Source organism: Acinetobacter uliginosus, from assembly GCF_044130295.1.
In the GTDB taxonomy this organism is placed as follows: domain Bacteria; phylum Pseudomonadota; class Gammaproteobacteria; order Pseudomonadales; family Moraxellaceae; genus Acinetobacter.
The window spans coordinates 1-22,317 of sequence record NZ_JBIQOC010000016.1 but is presented as its reverse complement, the minus strand read 5'-3'; the positions used below and the strand labels follow the sequence as shown (position 1 = coordinate 22,317).

Annotated in this window: 20 protein-coding genes and 1 other RNA gene; 10 read left to right on the top strand and 11 right to left on the bottom strand. The window is 43.3% G+C overall.

Annotation, left to right across the window (positions count from 1 at the left end):
* Positions 1–82 precede the first annotated feature (82 nt).
* The 3 genes from dnaQ (at position 83) to nudC (ending at position 4,101) form a co-directional block, all read left to right on the top strand.
* Positions 83–1,555, top strand: coding sequence for a DNA polymerase III subunit epsilon (dnaQ, locus tag ACE01T_RS05145; RefSeq protein WP_180081400.1), 1,473 nt, complete (start codon positions 83–85; stop codon positions 1,553–1,555).
* Positions 1,556–1,681: 126 nt separating this feature from the next.
* The gene (locus tag ACE01T_RS05140; RefSeq protein ID WP_395518851.1) at positions 1,682–3,328 is read left to right on the top strand and encodes a chemotaxis protein; all 1,647 of its coding nucleotides are present in this window, start codon (positions 1,682–1,684) and stop codon (positions 3,326–3,328) included.
* Entirely contained in the window at positions 3,328–4,101 is a 774-nt protein-coding gene (nudC, locus tag ACE01T_RS05135; RefSeq protein WP_200224098.1) for an NAD(+) diphosphatase, read from the top strand. The genes ACE01T_RS05140 and nudC overlap by 1 nt, the downstream gene beginning before the upstream one ends.
* Before the next feature lies 1 nt (position 4,102).
* Here nudC and ACE01T_RS05130 read toward each other — a convergent pair whose 3' ends face one another.
* The 4 genes from ACE01T_RS05130 to ACE01T_RS05115 are packed head-to-tail and all read right to left on the bottom strand — an operon-like array spanning position 4,103 to position 7,087.
* Positions 4,103–4,990 (bottom strand): alpha/beta hydrolase, encoded by an 888-nt coding sequence (locus ACE01T_RS05130; RefSeq protein WP_349927177.1) that lies wholly within the window; start codon positions 4,988–4,990, stop codon positions 4,103–4,105.
* Entirely contained in the window at positions 4,980–5,663 is a 684-nt protein-coding gene (locus tag ACE01T_RS05125; protein ID WP_395518850.1) for a BON domain-containing protein, read from the bottom strand. Before ACE01T_RS05125 ends, ACE01T_RS05130 begins: the two co-directional genes overlap by 11 nt.
* 60 nt (positions 5,664–5,723) lie before the next feature.
* Positions 5,724–6,152 carry a YraN family protein gene (locus ACE01T_RS05120; RefSeq protein ID WP_180176380.1) on the bottom strand — a complete coding sequence of 143 codons (429 nt, stop codon included), beginning with the start codon at positions 6,150–6,152 and terminating at the stop codon, positions 5,724–5,726.
* Positions 6,149–7,087, bottom strand: coding sequence for a penicillin-binding protein activator (locus ACE01T_RS05115; RefSeq protein WP_180176379.1), 939 nt, complete (start codon positions 7,085–7,087; stop codon positions 6,149–6,151). Before ACE01T_RS05115 ends, ACE01T_RS05120 begins: the two co-directional genes overlap by 4 nt.
* 12 nt (positions 7,088–7,099) lie before the next feature.
* On the opposite strand from ACE01T_RS05115, the gene rsmI reads away from it, so the two are divergent.
* Positions 7,100–7,939 carry a 16S rRNA (cytidine(1402)-2'-O)-methyltransferase gene (rsmI, locus tag ACE01T_RS05110; protein WP_180176378.1) on the top strand — a complete coding sequence of 280 codons (840 nt, stop codon included), beginning with the start codon at positions 7,100–7,102 and terminating at the stop codon, positions 7,937–7,939.
* Between the two features lie 80 nt (positions 7,940–8,019).
* Here rsmI and ACE01T_RS05105 read toward each other — a convergent pair whose 3' ends face one another.
* From ACE01T_RS05105 to ACE01T_RS05080, 6 genes are all read right to left on the bottom strand, one after another.
* On the bottom strand, positions 8,020–8,268 hold the full coding sequence (locus ACE01T_RS05105) for a hypothetical protein (RefSeq protein ID WP_086194938.1): 249 nt from the start codon (positions 8,266–8,268) through the stop codon (positions 8,020–8,022).
* 176 nt (positions 8,269–8,444) lie between these two features.
* Complete coding sequence (locus ACE01T_RS05100) at positions 8,445–9,692, bottom strand: FAD-dependent monooxygenase (protein ID WP_395518849.1); 1,248 nt, start codon at positions 9,690–9,692, stop codon at positions 8,445–8,447.
* Positions 9,689–10,897: a 2-octaprenyl-6-methoxyphenyl hydroxylase gene (gene ubiH / locus ACE01T_RS05095; RefSeq protein ID WP_395518848.1), complete on the bottom strand. Its 1,209-nt coding sequence runs from the start codon at positions 10,895–10,897 to the stop codon at positions 9,689–9,691. The genes ACE01T_RS05100 and ubiH overlap by 4 nt, the downstream gene beginning before the upstream one ends.
* A 440-nt stretch (positions 10,898–11,337) precedes the next feature.
* Positions 11,338–11,574 carry a DUF378 domain-containing protein gene (locus ACE01T_RS05090; RefSeq protein WP_200224081.1) on the bottom strand — a complete coding sequence of 79 codons (237 nt, stop codon included), beginning with the start codon at positions 11,572–11,574 and terminating at the stop codon, positions 11,338–11,340.
* A 444-nt stretch (positions 11,575–12,018) separates the two neighbouring features.
* Positions 12,019–13,350: a Xaa-Pro aminopeptidase gene (gene pepP / locus ACE01T_RS05085; protein WP_395518869.1), complete on the bottom strand. Its 1,332-nt coding sequence runs from the start codon at positions 13,348–13,350 to the stop codon at positions 12,019–12,021.
* 75 nt (positions 13,351–13,425) lie between these two features.
* On the bottom strand, positions 13,426–14,058 hold the full coding sequence (locus ACE01T_RS05080; RefSeq protein ID WP_180176374.1) for a UPF0149 family protein: 633 nt from the start codon (positions 14,056–14,058) through the stop codon (positions 13,426–13,428).
* A gap of 64 nt (positions 14,059–14,122) precedes the next feature.
* On the opposite strand from ACE01T_RS05080, the gene ACE01T_RS05075 reads away from it, so the two are divergent.
* From ACE01T_RS05075 to ssrS, 3 genes are all read left to right on the top strand, one after another.
* Positions 14,123–14,674 (top strand): hypothetical protein, encoded by a 552-nt coding sequence (locus ACE01T_RS05075; protein ID WP_395518847.1) that lies wholly within the window; start codon positions 14,123–14,125, stop codon positions 14,672–14,674.
* A gap of 2 nt (positions 14,675–14,676) precedes the next feature.
* Entirely contained in the window at positions 14,677–14,961 is a 285-nt protein-coding gene (locus tag ACE01T_RS05070) for a cell division protein ZapA (protein WP_166170983.1), read from the top strand.
* 100 nt (positions 14,962–15,061) lie between these two features.
* Positions 15,062–15,245, top strand: a non-coding RNA gene (gene ssrS, locus ACE01T_RS05065) — 6S RNA.
* 171 nt (positions 15,246–15,416) lie between these two features.
* Here the strand turns inward: ssrS and ACE01T_RS05060 are convergent.
* A complete protein-coding gene (locus tag ACE01T_RS05060; protein WP_395518846.1) occupies positions 15,417–18,509 on the bottom strand; it encodes a heavy metal translocating P-type ATPase in 3,093 nt (1,030 codons plus the stop codon).
* Between the two features lie 82 nt (positions 18,510–18,591).
* Here ACE01T_RS05060 and ACE01T_RS05055 point away from each other — a divergent pair, with 82 nt between their 5' ends.
* From ACE01T_RS05055 to lon, 3 genes are all read left to right on the top strand, one after another.
* Positions 18,592–18,972 carry a MerR family transcriptional regulator gene (locus tag ACE01T_RS05055; protein WP_131273272.1) on the top strand — a complete coding sequence of 127 codons (381 nt, stop codon included), beginning with the start codon at positions 18,592–18,594 and terminating at the stop codon, positions 18,970–18,972.
* Between the two features lie 49 nt (positions 18,973–19,021).
* Positions 19,022–19,609 (top strand): 5-formyltetrahydrofolate cyclo-ligase, encoded by a 588-nt coding sequence (locus ACE01T_RS05050; RefSeq protein WP_395518845.1) that lies wholly within the window; start codon positions 19,022–19,024, stop codon positions 19,607–19,609.
* Between the two features lie 146 nt (positions 19,610–19,755).
* Entirely contained in the window at positions 19,756–22,182 is a 2,427-nt protein-coding gene (lon, locus tag ACE01T_RS05045; protein ID WP_261182131.1) for an endopeptidase La, read from the top strand.
* Positions 22,183–22,317: the final 135 nt, after the last annotated feature.

Sequence of the window (22,317 nt, the reverse complement as noted above, 5' to 3'; positions counted from 1 at the left end):
CTTTTAAAGTGAAATTGCGTTATACAATATGCCAATCACTTGGTTTATTTGACTCTCATTTTAGCGTTCGGATTTGGTTTATATGACTCAAACAATCACTCTCTATGTCGATGGCGCGTGTCGCGGCAATCCTGGTTTAGGCGGTTGGGGTGCATATATCATTACAGAATCGGAAAAGCATAAACTGTGTGGCGGAGAAGCGGAAACCACCAATAACCGCATGGAACTCACCGCGGCAATTGAAGGTATTCAGTTTTGTCCACACGATGCCAAACTGATCATCTGGACCGATTCCAAATATGTCAAACAAGGCATTACCGAATGGATTCATGGCTGGAAAAAGAAAAACTGGAAAGATGTCAAAAATCCGGACCTGTGGAAATTACTGGATGCGACTTGTCAGGGTCGTGACATTGAATGGAACTGGATCAAAGGTCATGCCGGACATCCGGGTAATGAGATGGCCGATCAACTGGCCAATCGGGGCGCCGATCAAACCTTAAAAGCCATGAAAAATCTATTATCATCTGCCGAAACTGTTTTAGAACAAGCCGACATGCTGGATAAAAAAAAAGCTGAAAAAGACTGGTTGTTAGATGACCCCTTTGGTTTCGACCTGATGGAAGCCGAGCTGCAAGATGACAATGAAATTTTAGACAATGAGTCTTTAGTAAATGAGCCTTCAGAAAGTGAAGTCTTAGAAAGCACATTGTTAGAAAACACAGAACAAGAAACCGATCAGGCAAATAGTATGCAGGAACAAAGTGAAGATCTGGACACGATTGTACCTAACATTACGACTGCTTCGGATAAACCCCTGCACCCGCATATCATGATTACGCCACGAAGCAAAGAAGTTCATGGTCCTCGCCAGCTAATTCTGGATACCGAAACCACCGGTTTCTATTTTCAGGACACGGACCGGATTATTGAGGTGGGCGCGATTGAAATGGTCAACCGCAAACTGACTGGCAGTTCGATTCATATTTATATCAACCCGCAAAAACCGGTGGGTGAATCTGAAAATATTCACGGTATTTCAGATGAGTTTCTGAAAGACAAACCGCTTTATGCAGAAATTGCCGATGTGCTGTTTGACTACCTAAAAGGTGCAGAAATTATTGCGCATAATGCCACCTTCGATATGAACTTCCTCGATATGGAGTTCAAACGTGCAGGCTTTGTGACCTTATCGGAAGTCTGTGAAGTGACCGATACCTTGGCCATGGCCAAGAACAAGCACCCGGGACAAAAGAACTCTCTCGATGCTTTGGTGCGCCGTTATGAAATTCCGCAGCGTGACCGTACTTTCCACGGTGCCTTACTCGATGCCGAAATTCTGGCTGATGTCTACCTAGCCATGACCGGCGGTCAGGTGTCTTTCGATATGGATACCCTGACCGAAGCCGAGCAACAACAGAGTCAAGCAGCCCGCTCCACTGTACAAATAGAGCTGCCTGTGATTTTACCTTCAGCCGAAGAATTAGCAGAACATGAGAATTGGGTCAAACAATTTGAAGAAAAACATGGAACAGCTTGTCTTTTTGCAAAATAAAATCTACATTTCTAGTGGTTTTTTGTATTTAAACGTTTAATAGTTACGTTATAGTTAAACGTAAAGAAGTTTGGCCTTGAACGGGCTACTCATAAACAGATAAAACACTAGGAAAGGTGCAGATCCATGTCTTCTTACCAAACCTCTATTCATTTTGACCCGACTGCATTGCTGATAATAAAAAATGAGGTTGATAACTCCATTAAATTAGTTGAATCAGCGGTGAGTTCTTTGGCAGAAGACCACACTTTACCCTTTGGTATTGACGATGCACTAAATCAGTTTGAACAATGTGCCCAGGTGCTTGCGCTCATTGATATGCAAAGTCTGGCTAAAATTGCCCAGTACTCAGCAGAGTTAATGCGCAAGATTATGCAGAATCCTGCGCAAATTAATACTCAGGAAGTGGTGGCCCTAAGTGAAGGCACCACCATGTTGAAACGTTACATCGAATTTATTTGCTTACGCGAAGTTAAAATTCCACAATTCCTGCTCGAAACCCTGAATCGTCTGGAAATTGTGCTGGGTAAACCGATTAGCCATGAAGGTCAGTATATCGAGCCATTACTGGACTGTATTACTCCTGATTTTAAGCTGCCTCAAGCACCAAGTCTGGAAAAGTCACAATATGTACATCGCCTGTACAAACTGTCTTTAAACAAGCTGCTGAAACAGGAAGAAACTGAATTTGACCTGCAGGCGATCAAACTGGTCGGTGCCTATTTGGCAGGTCTGGCAGAAAATACGCCAAGCAAACAATACTGGAATCTGGTGCATGTGGCATTTAATCAGGTGAACCATTTATTGATCAATGATGCACGTTTACGCACCCTGATCGGTATTGAACGCAATATGGCACAATATTTTAGTGCTCCAGATCGCTTCAAGCCAAGTCTGTCTGATCTAGCCAACATCTTAAGCTTGTGTATTAGTCAGGAAGATGAGACGGCTCAACATATCCGTAGCCAGCTAAACATTGGTGAAGATCATTTGACCGATACCCAATTGCAGGTATTTAGCCGCCATCTTTATGGTCCTGATTTTGATACCATGCATACCATTAGTGAACTTGTGACCACAGAAATGGCGCAAATTCGTAATGATATAGAATTCAACTATCAAAACATGACCGCTGAGAAAACGCAGCAACTACAAGCTCAGTTACTCAATCTTGCCAATATCTTTAAAGTATTGAACCTGAATGAAGCATATAACGATTTATCGCGTCAGGCCGCATCACTCAGCCAAGGTGATATCTTAAAAGATGAAAATTTTGCACAGCAGTTGATGAATTGCATTTTGTCAGCAATGAACTCAATTGGAGTCCTTGAACGCCATTACACCTCAAGCCGTTTACAACTTCGTGTAAATAATATGAACATTTCTTTAGACCGTTTAGATGAAGCACATGAGGCTTTACTGAACGAAACTAGAGCCGTGATTGAGCTTTCCAGCCAAATCTTGATGCAGTACCTGCAAGATCAAAATCTGGCTGCGCTTGAGAATATTCCAACCCAATTGCGTGAAATTGGCGGTGCCCTGCTGTTCTTAAATGCCGAATCGGGTCGAACTTCATTGAATACGACTGCGACCTTTATTCAACAGCAAATTGAAAATTCTGCAACGATCACTGCTGAACAAATCAACCACACCCTCGATACTTTAGCCAGTGCCGACATGCTGATCGACAATTTAAAATCGAAACAGCCTGTCCTGCAGTCCATGTTTGATGTAGCATTGCAAAGTAGCGAAAAACTGAAAACTGTTGCCTAATGTCTGAATTGTCACTTGCTTATATCTTCCATCAACATCAACTTTTAGTCGATGAAAACTTTCAGCTCCCTCGGGTAGAACGTTTAGCAAGTGACCTTCACTTCAACACGGGTGATCAGGTGATTGCCCGTGACCTTCTGGAAAATGAGCCTATTCCAGCAGGCTTGCAACTGGTTCCTATCCGTCAATTGTTAACCTTGTGGAATACCCAACAGTTTGAAGCCGCCAGTCGTGCCATCCAGCTGTTAGAATGGCGCCGCAACCACAAGTTCTGTAGTCATTGTGGACATCCAACTGAAGCCCATGCGACTGAATATGCCATGGTTTGCCCAGCATGTGGTTATCATCAATATCCGCGGGTACAGCCCTGCGTCATCACCATCATTACCCGTGGTCAAGATGAAATTCTGCTGGCTAAAAATGCCAACAACAAAAGTAATATGTATGGTCTGATTGCCGGTTTTGTTGAGGTAGGAGAAACACTGGAAGAAGCGGTACGCCGTGAAACTTTTGAGGAAGTGGGATTAAAAGTAAAAAATATCCAGTATCTTGCCAGCCAGCCTTGGCCTTTCCCGAGTAACTTGATGCTGGCTTTTCGGGCTGAATATGCTTCCGGTGACATCAAGCTTCAGGAAGAAGAAATTAGTGACGCGCAATTCTTTAAAATGGATCAACTGCCTGAAATTCCATTTAAAGGCAGTATTGCCTACGCCATGATTAAACATATTACCGAAGGTCATCCCGTAGCAGATGACACCCGTGAATGGCTGTAAACTAGGGTTTTAAAGCTTCATCCAGAACCGCCAAAATTTGTTTCTTGGTCTGGAAATAGCGACTGAACAAACTGGAAACAGAGCCCATAATGGACACATGTCCAGTACCTGGGATGGTAATCATCTGGCTATGATTACCCTTTTCCTGCAGAATACGATGTAGATCTTCGGAGTTATTGTGACCAACCACCTGATCATTTGCCGCTAAAAACAGGTAATGTCGCACGGTATTGGTTTCAACAAAATAATAAGGCATCACCTGTTGATAAGGTACGCTTTGGTCAAAGGCATCTGCACAGATCGGATCATCTTTATAATCAAAATGATAAGGGCCAGACAAACCAATAATGGCTCGAATCTGGCTGCGGCATTGCAAAGGGTAAGGTGTCGGATGATAGAGTGCCGACATGACATTAAATGCACCGGCTGAATGGCCCATCAATACCAGTTTTTCCGTCTGAATATTGTATCTGGACTGATGCTGAGTCAAATAGTTTAATGCCAGGCTCAGATCATCAATATAACTGGGAAATACATGCTCGGGGGCAAGATGATAATTGATCACCGCAACATCATAGCCTTCTCTGGCGAAAGCCTCTCCCACAAAGCGGTAATCTTTTTTATCTCCATGCAGCCATGCCCCTCCATGCACAAATACAATTAAAGCACGCTGTTCACGCGGCACTTCGCTGGTAAAAATATCCAAGCGTTGCCGGGCTTTCAAGCCATAAGCAATGTTTTCAATTACCGTATAGCCTTTACGCGGGGTTAAACGGTTTAAGGCATAGCTACCAAAATCGTAAAGGCGAAAATCCTTGTACAGGATTTGCACTTTTTCTACTTTTTGCTGGATTTCCTTTCTAACTGTTTCTACAACCTTATTGAGCATAGGTGGGCTCTGCTTGATCCGGATCAATAGCCACTGGTGTCTGTTCGACAGGCTGTGCATTCACGACAGGGCTACTAAAACTTGAAGTCCTTATAGCGGACTTTTCCACATTGTCAATCAGAGTAATAATTTTGGTGACATTGCCGACTTGTTGCAGCACCTGATTCAGATCATTAATTTCTGCAGTATTTAAACGCCCCATCACATATAAAACACCATCTTCAGTGTGAATGCGCACTTTGCTATCAGACACCACCACGGCTTTCATAATCAGACCACGCGTATTCGCAGTTACCGTAGTATCTTGCATAATAGTGCTATAACCAATCTGGTTACCCACAGCAATGTAATTATGTACGGTTTTTACATCACTCATGGCACGGACATTATCTTCAGCCAACTGTTTTAAGTGTGCATCCGGCACTTGACCGGTTAACAATACATTGCCATGAAAACTTTCAATATTGACACGAGATTGTTTAAAGCGACTGTCTAATTTATATAAATTGATTTTAGCGGTACGTTCTATAGAGGAATCGATAAACACCTGTCCAAGAGAACGGGCGCCACTTTCTGTACCTACCGGGGCCGATCCTGTGCCACTCGAGATAAAACTTGCACAACCAGATAAACTTGCTACACACAGTAACGTCATTGCAATACGGTTAAACACTCAGCAAGACTCCTCATTATTCAGTTCTATTTTATGTCAGCATTTACGCTATGATTTTGTTCAAAGATTAATAAACTCTTCATCAAAAGTAAAAGCATTTTCAATCCATTGTTGATCATAAGTGAATTTAGAAAAATCTTGCTGTATGGTTTTTGCAAATTGTTGAAGAAAATCAAAACAAATCACATCAAAACGACAATAAAAGGTTTGCAATTCAGGATGGGCATGCAAAAAGCACAGCGCCGATTTCATAATTTTGCGCTGTTTGGAAAAAGAAATGCTTTCGAAGGACTGGGCATACTGGGTGACTGAACGTGCTTTGACTTCGACAAAAATCAGTTCCTGAGCCTGCTGTACAATCAGGTCAATTTCCCCGTAACGGCAATGATAATTTGCCACAAGCAGCTGAAAGCCTTGAGCCTGCAATAATATTAAAGCCTGCTGTTCAGCCCATTGTCCCAAATTTAAATGTGCCGCAAGCTTTGTCATAACAATGCCCGGATTCCCTTTTTGGTATTTTCATAACAATGTGGAATGCGCTGGATTTGATTGTTATTGACTTGAATTAGTCCGGTACGTCCCTGAAACTGCATACTTTTTAAATTGGGTTCAGCCAAATACTGGCTCGCAATATGCCAGGCATCGCCACCAAAAGCGATCAGGCGCTGATAGGCCATGGGAATGACATTTTCTTGAACAGCCTGGATGACATCTGGCCATTCCGAGCCATATAAGGCCGGAGCATCACAAAACTTTACCCCTACCGGCAATGTCTGACCTTGTTCAACGGCATTTGCTAAAATATAGATATTTTTATGCGGCAGTTGGGTCAGCTTATTCAACCAGGCATTATTCCCCAATAATAATAACCCGGTATGTTTATTTAACTTTTTGGGTGCTTCTTCGATTAAATTCAGGCGGTAATTTGTTTGAGTAAGTAAAGAAATCAGAAACAGTTCATTATCAATTTCAGCATCTTTTTGCTGCAACACATAAAGCTCTTTGATTTTGTCATTCTGCAATACCTGATTCAGTGCCACCGCATCCTCCTGCTTGGACAAACTAAATTGTTCAACATTGGCAAACTGCGATGACGCATCATTTAAGGCCAAAACCCGAACGTTCGGCTTTGCCTTGATTAAAGCTTCCACATCCTGACGGGCTAAAGGTCCAACCACCATTTCAGTTTTTTTATTGACATTTTGTTTAAGCAACTGCGCAATCGGTTTTTTGTCCGAGTTTACAAATTTAATGGGGGTTTCCAGCTCTGATGCCTGATAAGCACTCATAAAACCCTGTTTGATACTTAATCCGGCTCGCGCCAAAGGTCCCGATTCGGGTAAAATGAGCAGCACTTCAGCTTGAGCGTGATTGAAAATGCAATACAGGATGAAGCCCATTAATTTTTTATTATTATTCAACATTGGAGAAACCTTATGAGTGCTCAGTTATTTGTTGTAGCGACCCCAATTGGGCACTTAGATGACATTACTTATCGTGCTATTGATATTCTAAAGTCTGTAAGTATCATCGCGGCAGAAGATACACGTACTTCCGCTCAATTATTAAAGCACTTTAATATATCAACTCCACTGACTGCCTGTCACGAACATAATGAAAGCAATAAAATCGACATCTTGATCCAGCGCTTGCTGAATGGCGAAAATATGGCACTGATCAGTGATGCAGGTACGCCGCTGATTAGCGATCCGGGGTTTAAACTGGTTCGTGCAGCCCAAGAACATAACATTCGCGTTATTCCTGTTCCCGGTGCCTGTGCAGCCATTGCAGCACTAAGCTCTGTTGGTTTACCGAGTGACCGCTTCAGTTTCGAAGGTTTCCTACCTTCACGCCAGTCACAACGTCTGAGCCAGCTGGAAAAACTGAAAGATGAAACCCAGACCCTGATTTTTTATGAAGCACCGCATCGCATTTTAGAGTCGGTCAAAGATATGGCCCAGATATTTGGTGCCAATCGTCCTGTGGGTTTTGCCCGTGAAATAACAAAGACCTTTGAAACCATCAAAAAGATGACTTTGGCAGAACTGGTTCAGTTTATTGAAGCTGACCACAACCAGCAAAAAGGTGAAATTGTGCTGGTCATTGGGGGTGCAACTGAAGAAAAGGATCTGGAACAGGAAAAACTGGACCAGCTATTGACCCGTTTATTACAGGATTTATCCGTAAAAGCAGCGTCACAATTGGCCGCAGATTTAACCGGAATAAAAAAGAAAGTGGCGTATCAGCGCGCGTTGGAACTTAGCAATAAGGTCTGAGCAACTGTCAGTTCAAAAGCAAAAAGCATCACGAAAAGTGATGCTTTTTATTCTGTAGCCAAACCCGACAAAAGAATCAATTAATCTTTTGCTGACTCGTCTGCAGGCACTTCAGTAATACGACCGCCACGCGCAAGGAAAGCAGCCACCTCATCTTCCAGTGCTTGACGCTGTTTCAGTTTAGCAGTCACTGTCAGTGTTTCAGCTTCAGCCACATCACCATCAGTTGCAACTGAATCACTGTCAGATGCACCTTTTTCAGCAGCTTTTGCTTCATCTTCATCTACTGCAGTATCTTCTACATCATCGTAGTCATTCATATCTGTCATCTTTCTTTCTCCCCAAAAATGACGTCTATCACTTCAATTTGAATTGATTGCGAACTAGGAAGAAATTTAGCAATCTCTGTAGGTTTCGCATAGAGTCAATTTAAAAAAAATCGTATCTTTTTTAATCAAAAAAGTAACCTTGTATAAATATTTGTACAAAAAACAGTTTTTCAGCCTTAAACCGCATATCGTGTATCTTTTAAGATCTGCAATCCGTTGGCTTGAGCCATGAAGGCATCTTTTAATGCCGCATGTTGCTCTACTTGTTTTAAGCCAAAATTTCGTGCCCAAACCACGGGAAACAGTTGGGTCGTTTCCATCCATCCAATTGCAGACATGCTGTGCATCATGGCATCGTTTTGACCTTTACGGCGGTGTTCATAGCGCTGTAAGGTTTGTTCATGCGCCCATACTCCACGTTTCAAATCATGCAACAGTACATCGCATAAAATGGCTGCGTCCAGACAGCCAATATTGACCCCTTGACCAGCTAGTGGATGAATCACATGTGCGGCATCTCCAATCAAGGCTAAACCGGCTTTGACATACTGCTGTGCGGCACGTGCTTTAAGCGGAAACTGTGCTCGTGGCGTTGCCTCTAAAACCTCACCCAGCATGTGATGACTTTCACGCGTGAGCAACGCAGTAAAATCGGCATCATTTAAAGCGGCATATTCTGCTGCATAATCATCTGGTAATGTCCAGACAATGGATTGCCAATAGCCTTGCTGTTCCGGCTTTAAACTGGCCATCGGTAAAAAGGCCAATGGGCCAGTTTCCAGAAAAATCTGACGAGCCACATGTTGATGCGGCTGGGCAGTTCGAATGGCACAGCTCAAACCGGCCTGTTTATAATCCAGAATATCGAGATCAATAAAGGCCTGTTCACGAACAAAGGAATTTGCACCATCCGCGCCAATCAGCAGTCTGGTTTTTAATTGGGTGCCGTCTGCCAGATGAATCTGCCAGATTCCCGCTACGCCCTGCTCTATAGCTGTGACCTTAACCTGAGTACGATAATCCTGAAGCTGCTCCAGCATTTTTTCTTGAATGGCCAAGTTCAACAAACTTGGCTCGACCATTGAACCCAAAGCTTGCTCAACCGATGGCATTTGCTCTGCTGCATGCCCAAAGTTAATTTCACCATAGCCATTTTTATTCCACACTTGCATGCCTGTGTATGGCTGTTGGCGTGCCAGTCTGTCCCAGACACCGGCCATTTTCAATAAATGAATAGTCGCCTGGCTGAGCGCCAACACACGTGGGTTGGCAACACTTTTGGTTTTCTCGGCATCCAGAATGGGGGCTGCATCCAGTACCGTGGCCTGTACACCACCTTGAGCCAATAACAAAGCAGTCAGACCACCAACCAGACCACCACCAATAATGACTACATCTAAAATATCAGACTGAACCTGGTTCATGCTTTTAACCCCATTGCATAATTGGCCACCAGAGGTTTAATCCCTGGAATAGTATCAAAAGCGACCAAGCCGGTATTACGAATGAATTTTAAAACAGGGTTGCTATTGCTAAAGCCACGGACTACCGAATCACAGAACTTGATCACACGTTGCTGATCGGTCAGACGGGATTTTTCATAGTCTTGCAGCATGGCTGCATCACCTAAGTCGGCTTGTTGTGCGACTTGTTCGATTAAATAACGGAGCAAAACATAGGCATCACGCATACACAGGTTAAAGCCCTGACCGGCTACCGGATGAATCGTATGGGCTGCATTACCCATCAGTACCACACGTCCAACGGCCTGTTTTTCTGCCAAAACTTGCGACAATGGATAGCTAAAACGACGACCGGTTTTCTGGAATTTACCAGCACGGTCACCATAGGTTTTCTGTAAAGCATCAAGAAAGTGCTGGTCATTTTCATCGCCCAACCATTCGCCTTCTGTACCTTTTTGCACCGGCCAAACCACTGAACGGCGGTATTCACCCGGTAATGGTAACAGCGCTAAAGGTCCAAGCGGGCTAAAACGTTCAAAGCCGACATGGTTATGTGGTTTTGAGGTTTGTACGGTTGTGACTATCGCAACTTGATCATAGTCATGTACCGATGCACCAATGCCCAAGGCTTTACGGCAAAATGAATCGCGGCCATCGGCAGCTATGACCAGCCTGGATTGTAAAGCTAAGGTTTCTTCACCACGTTGCGCTGCGATATAAGCAAAATCAGCATCTTGGGTCAGTGAGGTCACTTGAACACCATCAATCAGCTCAATCAATGGCTGTTTGCGTACTTCTGTTAGCAACACACGGCCGAGCCAGGCATTTTCAATGACCTGACCAAAACTTTCGACTTTTTCCTGTTCTGCTTTTAAACGTGCCTTGCCAAAGCTGCTCTGTTCGGTAATATGCACTTCCAGAATTGGCGTGGCATGTTCCTGCAAGGCATTCCATAAGCCGAGTTCCTGATAAATTTGTACGCTACGGCGTGACAAGGCACTGTTACGTGCATCAAAACTGGAATGATAAGGTACAAGATTGGCATCATCATAATTGGGGTACTTAATTGCTTCGAGCAGCTTCACTGCAATATTTGCCTTAGCCAACATCAAGGCTAAACTTAGCCCGACCATACCACCGCCTACGATGATTACTTCTTGCTGCATGTTTTGATCCTTTTATGTCGTATCTATCAGGTTGAGATACTTATAATCTTGATTGATTTTATATTACCTCAAAGAAATTCATTTTTATAATGAATTAGCACTGCACTTTTAGATGATATCCAATTATAAATGGATTTCAGCCAGACTAAGCCGATTATCTAGCTGTCTTAGCTCCATAAAAAGTGTTTAGCGCTTACGCTGTAAACATCATGGGGTATTGCTTAAATCTCAACCATGAAAAAACATGTGGAAACAATCGGTTTCAAGTCTATATGGCTGTGAAGCTTCCCCCACAGAAACCTTCAGCTTGCAATGTAGAAGCAAAAACGGAGCTTAAGCTCCGTTTTTTACAGACTCAAATGAAATTCTCATAACACGATGATATAAATTACAGAAAATCGCCTTAATGAGGTTTCTAATTGAGCTTTGTATTCAGTCTGCTAACGCACCACTCTTGTCTGAGGCTCATGATGTACTGTTCGGCCTAATTTTGTGCCTGTATAAATCAGATATAGTGCCGACAAGCCGACCAAGATATAAATAATCCTAGATAGAGCGCTCATTTCACCAAAAATAGCAGCGACTAAATTGAAATCGAATGCACCTATTAAGCCCCAGTTCAGGCCACCAATAATCGCCAAAGCGTAAGCAATCCAGTCGATAGTATTTAATCTCATCATTTTTCTCCCACTGTTCTTTAGTTTATTTAAGGATCAGAAGAATTATCTGAAGAAAAGCAGATTTAATATGTTGCTTTGATGCTAAAAACCGATTTTATATGTTGAATTCGTGTCAGTTTTTAAACTTTAAATTTTAACTGGGTTGGTTTTATTTAAGTTATTCGAGATAAACGTAAATAAAATCATTTTTCGCATTTAATGCATATCCACCCGAATTACATCAAATATTGCAATTTTTTAATCTCGTCGTAAGAAAATCAAAAACAGTCAAACCACCCAATTGATCTGGAATTTGTTATGATGAGCAATAGTTACATCGATTATATACACCACAACTGTAAGATTGGTTTTTATGGAAAAATCTAAAAATCATGCTCCAATCAGACCATATCTTTAATAAAAAAGCCGATCATCTGATCGGCTTTTCATCCTAAAAATCGCTTAGGCTACTTTGGCTTTTGCCATCAATGCTTCGATATCTTCAACTGTTTTGACCACATCTTTGGTGAGCACCAGTGGCCCATTTTCGGTAGCGACCACATCATCTTCAATACGGATACCAATACCACGCCATTTTGCATCGACAGTTTCATCATCCGGTGCAATGTACAAACCCGGTTCAACCGTCACTACCATACCCTCTTCATAAGCACGCCATTCGCCGTCTAGTTTGTATGAACCGACATCGTGTACGTCCATACCCAACCAGTGTCCGGTACCATGCATGTAAAACTGACGGAAAGTTTCTTTTTCGATAATTTCCTCAATATCACCTTGCATCAAGCCAAGTTCAAGCAAACCTTGAACCAAAATGCGTACCGCCACATTGTGCGGTTCCTTATAAGAGTTGCCAATACGTACCGCATCAATCGCAGCCACTTGTGCTTTTAACACCAGCTCATATAGGGCCTTCTGTTCAGGACTAAACTTGCCGTTAACCGGAAAAGTACGGGTAATGTCTGAGGCATATAGCTGATATTCGCAAGCCGCATCAATCAGCACCAGATCACCATCTTTCAGGGCTTTGTCATTTTCCACATAATGCAAAATGCAGGCATTAGCACCACCACCGACAATACTATTATAGGAAGGCACACAGCCATTTTTACCAAAAATGTAATTCAATTCTGCTTCCAGTGCATATTCCATCATGCCCGGTTTCACCGTTTGCATGGCACGAGTATGCGCTTCTGCCGAAATATCTGATGCAAGTTGCATCAACTTGATTTCTTTTTCAGATTTATGCAGACGCATTTCATCGACAATTCGATCCAGCTGAATCACATGTGCGGGTGCAGAAGTACCTTTGCGTGATTCACCATTGGCTTTAGCAATCCATTTCGCTACACGTGCATCAAAATCGGCCTGATGACCAATGCGATAAAACAGTTTTTGTTTATTGTGCAGTTTCTCTATAATTTCTTCATCCAGCAGGTCAATCGCATAGGCTTCATCTGCCTCGTAATCATCCACTGCACCGTCTACACCGGCACGGTAACCGTTCCAGATTTCCATCTCACGGTTACGTTCACGGCAGAACAGACTATAGGTATAACCTTCATCAATCGATTCAAAAGTTTCAATCACCGCCACTGCTTCAGGCTCTGCAAAGCCGGTCAGATAGAAAAAGCTGCTGTCTGCACGGAATTTATAATCCGCATCACGGTTACGCATGGCAACCGGACTGGTGGCAATAATTGCAATACTGTGCGGACCCATTTCTTCTGCCAGGCGGTCACGACGTTCCTGAAAATCTGCTTGAGTCAGTTTCATCATTAAGTGTACTTTTGTCTTTTATGAGGAGGTGATAACTTTTAAAGGGTCTGTTCTTGAACACAATCGTCCGAATTAGCTCGGACGATGCGGGGTAAACATTTCAACAACACTGCTGGCTTCTGTAGTCGCGCTATTTTTTTGCAACTGTGGCTGAATATTTTGCAGCAATGGAGTTTCTGCAATTTCCACTTTTTTACGACCCAATGACAGACTGACAGGAATCAAGCGCACAAACTCGTAAAGTTCCTGATAGCTTTCTTCGCCTTCTTCGTCATCATCCGACTCATCAAATTCAACCGCTGCCACATCTTGCAGATGTTCAATCAGTTCCATTTCATCCGGACGGATATGTCCTGATGCCAGACCAAATCCCAATACCACACCGGCACACCAGTCCGCCAAGGCTTGTACACGATCCGCAAGAACGTGTTCATCATCCGGAAGCAAGGGTAAATAGTCGAGTTCATCTTCAGATAAAGCATGGGCAATATCTTCTGCTTCATCGGCTAATATCTCTAAAACCTGCTGCTCTAGCGCAGGAATTTCAAGCGTGGCTAAAATTTGTTGCCATTCATCACCGGTCGGTGCCTGAGTAACACAAACAATACCCGTTAGTAACCCATGTAACTCACTTGGGCTTGAAATCTCTTCAATTTTTGAAAAATTGTGGTGCCATTCCGACCAACCTGAAATATCGTCTTGCATTCGCTTATCCAATCTCTATACTTCTTATATATTACCTTTGTTTGCGATACTGTGCGACCACGATATGTTAGAAGAATTACAGCGTCTACAGGCGCATATTGGCGTTTTAAAAACGCGACTTGCGCATTATGAAAGTGAAAATGCTGCACTTAATGCTGCAAAAGCAGATTCCAACGAGCACTATCATGCCCAAATTGTGCAAAAAAATGGCATCATCACCCAAAAACAAGAAGAAATAGATAATCTGAGCGAGCAATTAAGCGAAACCCAATCGCAATTCAAGCAACTGAATAGTGATGCAGCCGCTTTAGCAGACCGCTATAGCCGTTTGGAAAAAAGTTGTACCGATCTTAAAAACCGTTTTCAGGAAATTCTGGCTGAACGTAATGAATTACGTGTCATTAAAGAAAAAATGCAAAATGATTACCGTGTTGCTCAACAGGAAATTCAGGGCTTGCAACAAGAACGTGAAAGATTGTTACAAAAAAATGAACATGCTAAAGCCAAAGTTGAAGCCATTATTCAGCGTCTTGCAATTTTAGGTACTGCTCAAGATCAGCATGCGCAAGAAATTCAACAGCTTGCTCACCCAGCCGATGCAAATGAGGATATTTAATCATGAGTGAACAAATTGCCGTTGAACTGCGTGTGCTGGGTCATAATTTTCGTTTAGCCACCACAGAAAAGGAAAAAGCTGGTTTAGAACGTGCAGCTGAATTGTTAAATGAAAAATATGATGATTTTCGCCGTAAAGCACCCCGTGTTGAGCCGAGTAAACTGATTATTATGGTTGCACTTGAACTGATGCAGGAAGTGCTTTCAATGAACAAATCCTTGCAAGAGTATGCACATTGTGATCGCTTGCTGGCGACTATTTTAGAAGACCTCGATGATTTGGTTTAATTTCCTATGAAATTGAATAAACTATCAACATTTGTGATTTAACTTTACAGTTGTTGCACATTGAGGATTTGCCAACACCTTATTATTGGTTATACTTACTCTATCTCTGAGGTGTTCGCCAGCGCGTCTATATCCCTGCCGATACTTAAATCTACGGATTGTGTTCTGCATATTTAGAGTGTATGCCCATCTTCGAATGGGAAACCCAGCAAGTATGCGTCGCGTCCACCTTGAACTTCTTCGGGTTCAGGGTAACGACATGCAGCGGCATCTTCGGAGTGTTTTTTCTTATTATTCTAAGTGTCATTTATTACAATACTTATTCATCTATTTTACATTTTAAAGAATTTTCGTTTTTAAATTTCATTTCATTCTCCGCCATATTCATCAATATTTTATGCAAAAAATACCCAAGATTTTCATCTTGGGTATATCACTTAAGTTCTGGCATTCAGTTATTTAGACTTTTGCAGCCGCAAAGCATTGATGACTACTGATAATGAACTGAGCGACATGGCAACCGCTGCAAGCATCGGAGTCAATAACAGTCCGGTGAGGGGATAAAAAATACCCGCTGCCACAGGCACACCCAAGCCATTATAGACAAAGGAAAAAGCCAGGTTCTGCTTCATATTCTTCACACCTAACTTTGCCATATGAATGGCATCAGCCACACCGCGAATATCACCTTTGACCAAAGTCACTTGAGCCGTCTGTTTGGCAATATCGGTACCATTACCCATCGCCACCCCCACATTGGCCTGGGCAAGTGCCGGTGCATCATTAATACCATCTCCAGCCATCGCCACAACTTTGCCTTGAGCCTGATATTTTTTCACCAGATCTAATTTTTCAGTCGGGGTACAGTTGCCATAAACCTGCTGAATCCCCAGCTCAGCCGCGACCAGTTTGGCATTCTGCTCGTGGTCACCAGTCGCCATCACCACTTCAATACCATCGGCCATCAGTTGATCAATCACCTGATGGGCATTGTGTTTAATCGCATCATGAATCGAGATATAAGCCAGAACTTGCTGCTCATTGGCCAGAAAGCTAATCACATTACCGCTCTCGCGTTGCGCATCCAGCTGTGTCTGAACATGATCAGGCAGCTGTAAACCCAATTGATCAATCAGCTTTTGACTGCCCACATACAGGGTTTGACCCTCAATTTGACCTTTCACCCCAAAACCGGTGACATCTTCAAAATCAATGACTTTCAACAGTTGCTCATGTGGAACAAGCTTGGTTAAAGTCTGGGCAATCGGATGAGTTGAATATTGCTCAATCGAGGCAATCCATTGTTCCACTTGCGTTTGCTGAGCTGTATCTGAAAGCAGTTTAATCTCTTTCAGGCTCGGTTTACCTTCAGTCAAGGTTCCGGTTTTATCGACAATTAAAGTGGTGACTTTGCTCAAGGCTTCTATGGCTTCCGCATCTTTAAACAGCACGCCTTTTTGCGCTGCACGACCTGTGGTTGCCATCACCGACATCGGCGTTGCCAGACCTAAGGCACATGGACAGGCAATAATGAGTACAGCCACTGCACACATCAGCGCCAGATCAAATTGCGCTTGGCCAAAGAGCATCCATGCCATAAAGGTCAACACACTAATCGCTAAAACAATCACCACAAAATATTTGGCAAATACATCGGCAAGTTTTTGTAACGGCGCTTTGGAACGCTGTGCTTCCGCCACGGTCTGAATCATTTTCGCCAAGGTGGTATTGGCACCTACTGCCGTGGTTTGAATACGAATACTGCCCTGCTGGTTCACCGTCCCCCCAATCACCCGGTCATCAACTTCTTTTTTCACCGGAACCGGTTCACCCGTCATCATGGCTTCATCAACATAGGTTTTGCCTTCCAGCACAATGCCGTCGAGTGGAATTTGATCACCTGAAGAAATCTGCAAGATATCACCCTGTTTCACCATACCAATATCCACTTCGACCACCTGATCATGCTGCACCAGTTTTGCGGTATGCGGTTGCAGTTTCAGCAGTGATTTTAATGCATCTGCGGTTTTGGCTCGGGCTTTCAGCTCCATGATTTGCCCAAGTAAACTCAAGGACACAATCATACACGCCGCTTCATAATACACGGCAACCCCATGACCAGTTTTGGCCTGCATCGGGATCAGAGATGGAAAAACTGTCGCCACAACACTATAAATAAATGCCGCCAGCACCCCGACCCCAATCAGGCTCCACATGTTCAGATTATGGGTTTTATAAGAAGTCCAGCAACGTTCGATAAACGGCTTACCCGCCCAAAGGATGACGGGAATAGACAGCACCAGTTCAATCCACGGCTGAATATGCTGCGGAATAAAGGCATGAATATGCGACCCCATGGCCAATACAAAGACAATTAAAGTCAGTGGTAAAGTTATCCAGAAACGATGACTGAAATCGACCAGTTCAGGATTCGGTGCATCATTCAAACTAGGTTGCATCGGTTCCAAAGCCATACCGCAGATTGGACAGGTTCCCGGTCCTTTCTGCACAATTTCAGGGTCCATGGGACAGATATAATCCATATCCTCTGCACCTTCCGGTACAGGTCGCTGATCTGCTGGAAGCAAATAAAACTCAGGGTCGCCTTTAAACTTTTCCAGGCAGGACGGATTACAGAAATAGTAGGTTTTACCCGAATAATCCGTTTTTAAATCGGTTGAAGTATCTACCGACATGCCACAGACAGGATCGACCTCAGAATGAGGTGATGATGCAGGATGATTTCCGCCACAGCAGCTGGATTTCTTTTCTGCAACTGCTGCTTTTGCTGTTGAACCACAGCAAGAGGATGCTTTTTGCGGAGTTTGCAAATATTGTTCAGGCTGCCGGGTAAATTTAGTCAAACAGCATTCTGAACAAAAATAATAATCTTTTGATTCAAACTGGCTATGCCATTTAGAATCCGTTTTAACCTGCATGCCACAGACGGGATCAATAGTTGTTTCACTCACCTGTTCTGCAGTTTGCTCTTTATTTCCCGCACAACAGCCTGATGTTTGCGCTACGGGTGGTTGATTTTGAGAACCACAGCAAGATTTTTTTTCTGCTACTTTCGATTTTGATGCACAACCGCAGCCCGAAGTTTTAGATTTATTTTTTTCTAAATACTGTTCTGGATTGGCCTGAAATTTATTCAAACAGCCCTGACCGCAAAAATAATAACTTTTATCTAAGTATGTAGTGTGCAGCTTGGATAAATCCGTCACGGTCATACCACAGACGGGATCAATATACTGTTGTGACTCAGCTTTTTGACTACCACAACATGAAGATGAGGCCGCTACAACTTTAGCTTTATTTGCACAGCCACAGCTTGATTTAGGCGTGGTTTCTTGAAGGTAAGCTTCAGGATTTTTAATAAACTTTTGTTTGCAGCCATCACAACAAAATAAATATTTTTTCCCCAGATATTCAAAATAATGTGCTGAACTTTCCGAAACGTTCATTCCACAGACTGGATCAACTTTCACTAATTCAAGGACTGAATCCTGTTTTGTACAGCAGGCAGATTTTTGTTGCTCATTCATCCGACTCACCTATTTTATTCTTTCATTGTGTTAGCATAAAGTCTGTACCCAAGTACAGAGTCAAGTCATTTGAGGATATTTTATGCTCACTATCGGAAAACTGGCCAAACACTGTCATGTCAACGTCGAAACCATTCGCTATTATCAACGCATCGGTTTAATGCGCGTACCTGAATCCACGCAGAGTTACCGTTATTACAATGACAAAGACATTGAAACCTTAAGCTTTATTCAAAAAGGCAAAGATGCAGGCTTGCAGCTCAGTGAAATACAGGAATTACTGCAACTTCAACTCGAAGACCGGGAACAGGTAAGGCATGTCATAGAGCAACGCCTGGAAAAAATTGACCAAAGGATTCAGGAATTGCAGGCTCTCAAAACCCGTTTAAGCAGCTGGGTGGATGAATGTAAAACCACCAGTGAAAGCGGTTGCCCGATTTTGAAAGAGCTGAAAAACAGTTAAACTGCTTTATAAGATGAATATTTATCTATTTTTTGGGAACAAATAAAAGATGTCTGTGGATTTAAAAGTTTTACGCAAGCAACTTCGACATCAGCGCAGAGCCGTTTCCAGCTTTCAACAAAAACAGGCACAAAAAAAAGTACTTCAGCAACTGATCCGGCTCAAACATTTTCAGCATGCAAAAAAAATTGGTGTGTATCTGCAGGCTTTTGGAGAGATTCATACCAGACAAATTATTGAATACTGCTTTAAAAAGCATAAGCAGGTTTATCTGCCGATGATTTGCAGCATGAACCAGCAATTGCACTGGGTCAAAATTACGCAGCAACAATACCGAAACAATCAGTTTTCATATCATCCCTTGGGCATGAAAGAGCCGATGGCTGGGCGTGGAGCGCATATTTCGACGCTGGATTTTCTAATCATGCCTTTACTGGCTTGTGACCTCTATGGCACCCGCATAGGTATGGGTGGCGGTTTTTACGACAAAACCCTGGCCAGTGCACCCCATACGCCCTATCGGCTTGGTCTTGCGCATGACTTTCAATTGATTCCATTCCGCCTGCATCGCGAAACCTGGGATCAACCTCTGGATGCCTTACTTACCCCTGCAAAATATCTACATTTTAAGCGTTGAATTGGTAATTTTGACTGATAGGAATATTTTAAAATCACATATTTACTCATTTTTTATACATTTTCATTTGCCCTGCCCTTGTAATTTTTAAAATACACTTCACTATAAAAATATGGCAACACCATTGTTACTCATTAGGAGTGCCCATGTCTGAAATTATTATGAATCAAGAAACCTTAGATGCACAGGTTCCAAGCGTATTACCACTTTTAGCGCTACGAGATGTGGTGGTTTATCCACACATGCAAATTGCGTTATTCGTAGGTCGTGAAAAATCGATCAAAGCAGTTGACGTGGCCCGTAACAGTGACAATCTCGTATTTGTAGTTGCACAACAAGATTCTCTTACAGAAGAAATTGATCACGACAACTTATATCAATACGGTACTGTCGCGAAGATTGTGCAAGTTGTGAATCATGAAAATGATGAAAACTGTATAAAAGTACTCATTGAAGGCTTACACCGTTCCAAGCTGGTCAAAATCATCGACCATGATGAATATTTATCAGCCGAACATGCTATTAGCCCAATGACCGTGAATGTTGCAGCGGCTTCCCAAGCGACACGTGTGCAAGAACTGCGAACTTTATTTGCCCAGTATGCAGAAGCCAAATTACGTAATGCACGTGAATTGATTACGGCTGCAAATAAGATCGATGACTTGCTGCAACTGTTGTTCTTTGTGGCCACCCGTGTGCCCTTGAACATCGATATCAAGCAAAAGTTCCTGGAACACGATGACTTTGAAGCACATTTGACTGAGCTCATGACTTATTTGCTGCAACAGTCTGAGGAACAGCAGATTGAACAAACCTTGCATGACTCGGTAAAACGCCAGATGGAGAAAAACCAGCGCGAATACTTCCTGAATGAAAAAATGAAGGTCATTCAGCGCGAGCTTTCCGACATGAACGGCGGTGCTGAAGATGACGTGGCTGAAATTGAACGTCGTCTTGAAGAAGCGGATTTACCGGAACACGTGCGTAAAAAAGCCGAATCTGAATTCCGTAAGCTCAAAGCCATGCAACCGGCTTCCAGTGAAGCTGCTGTGGTGCGCAACTATATCGAGGCGATTTTAGATACGCCTTGGAATAAGGCCAGCAAAGTCAGCATTAACCTGAACAAGGCGCAAGAGATTCTGGATGCCGACCACTATGGTCTGGACGAAGTGAAACAGCGTATTGTTGAATACCTTGCTGTTCAATCACGCGTGAAAAAACTTAAAGGCCCGATTCTTTGCCTGGTTGGTCCTCCAGGTGTGGGTAAAACGTCCCTGGGCGAATCGATTGCAAAAGCCACAGGCCGTGAATTTGTACGTATGGCTTTAGGTGGCGTGCGTGACGAAGCGGAAATCCGTGGTCACCGCCGTACCTATATCGGTGCAATGCCAGGTAAAATTGTCCAGTCCTTGACCAAAGTCGGCGTGAAGAACCCGCTGTTCTTGCTCGACGAAATTGACAAGATGGCACAGGACTACCGTGGCGACCCTGCTTCTGCCTTGCTTGAAGTCCTTGATCCATCACAAAACAGCAAGTTCAACGATCATTACCTCGATCTTGATCTGGACCTGTCTGAAGTGATGTTCATCTGTACTGCAAACAGCATGAATATTCCTGAGGCTCTTTTAGACCGTATGGAAGTGATTCGTCTGCCGGGTTATACCGAAGAGGAAAAAGTCAATATTGCCGAGCGTTACCTGGTTCCTAAAGCCATTAAGGACAACGGTTTGCGTGCGAAAGAATTGACCATTCATGAAGAAGCGATTCGTGACATCGTGCGTCGTTATACTCGCGAAGCCGGTGTGCGTAGCCTGGAACGTGAAGTGTCAAAAATTGCCCGTAAAGTGGTGAAAGAAGCGGTCAGCAAAAAAGCCAAAAACTTGCATATCGATGTCACTGCTGAAAACCTGTCTGATTACCTAGGCGTACATAAGTTCGACTTCGGTATGGCAGAAGAAGAAGCGCAAGTGGGTCGTGTCAATGGCTTGGCTTGGACTTCGGTGGGTGGCGAATTGCTTTCGATTGAAGTTGCAGCCGTAAAAGGTAAAGGTAAATTCATTACCACCGGTTCACTCGGTGATGTCATGAAAGAATCCATTACCGCTGCAATGACTGTCGTACGCACCCGTGCCGATGCCTTGGGTATCGAAGCTTCAAGATTTGAAGAAACCGATATTCATGTGCATTTGCCTGAAGGTGCAACGCCGAAAGATGGTCCATCTGCAGGTTTGGCATTAACCACTGCACTGGTTTCAGCCTTCACGGGCATTCCGGTTCGTGCGGATATCGCCATGACCGGTGAAACCAATCTGAGTGGTCGTGCAATGCGTATTGGTGGCTTGAAAGAAAAACTTTTAGCTGCACACCGCGGTGGCATTAAACTGGTATTCATCCCTCAAGAGAACGCTCGTGACCTAGTGGAAATTCCAGAAAATGTTAAAGCCGGCCTGGAAATCAAGACCGTGAAAAGCATTGATGAAATCTTGCCATTTGCCTTGGTTGAAGCGCCGAAACCGTTGGTGAAAGCCCCAATTGTTAAACCAATTGCAGAAGGCAAAGCAGCCCGTCATTAATTGTAATTTGCTACAAAAAAAGAGAGCTTCGGCTCACTGCTGTCCCACAAATATCACAAGAAGAACCTCAATTGAGGTTCTTCTTGTTTTCGCCATTTTTTATCAGGCACAAAGAGTGACCTTAAAAGTTTCCTT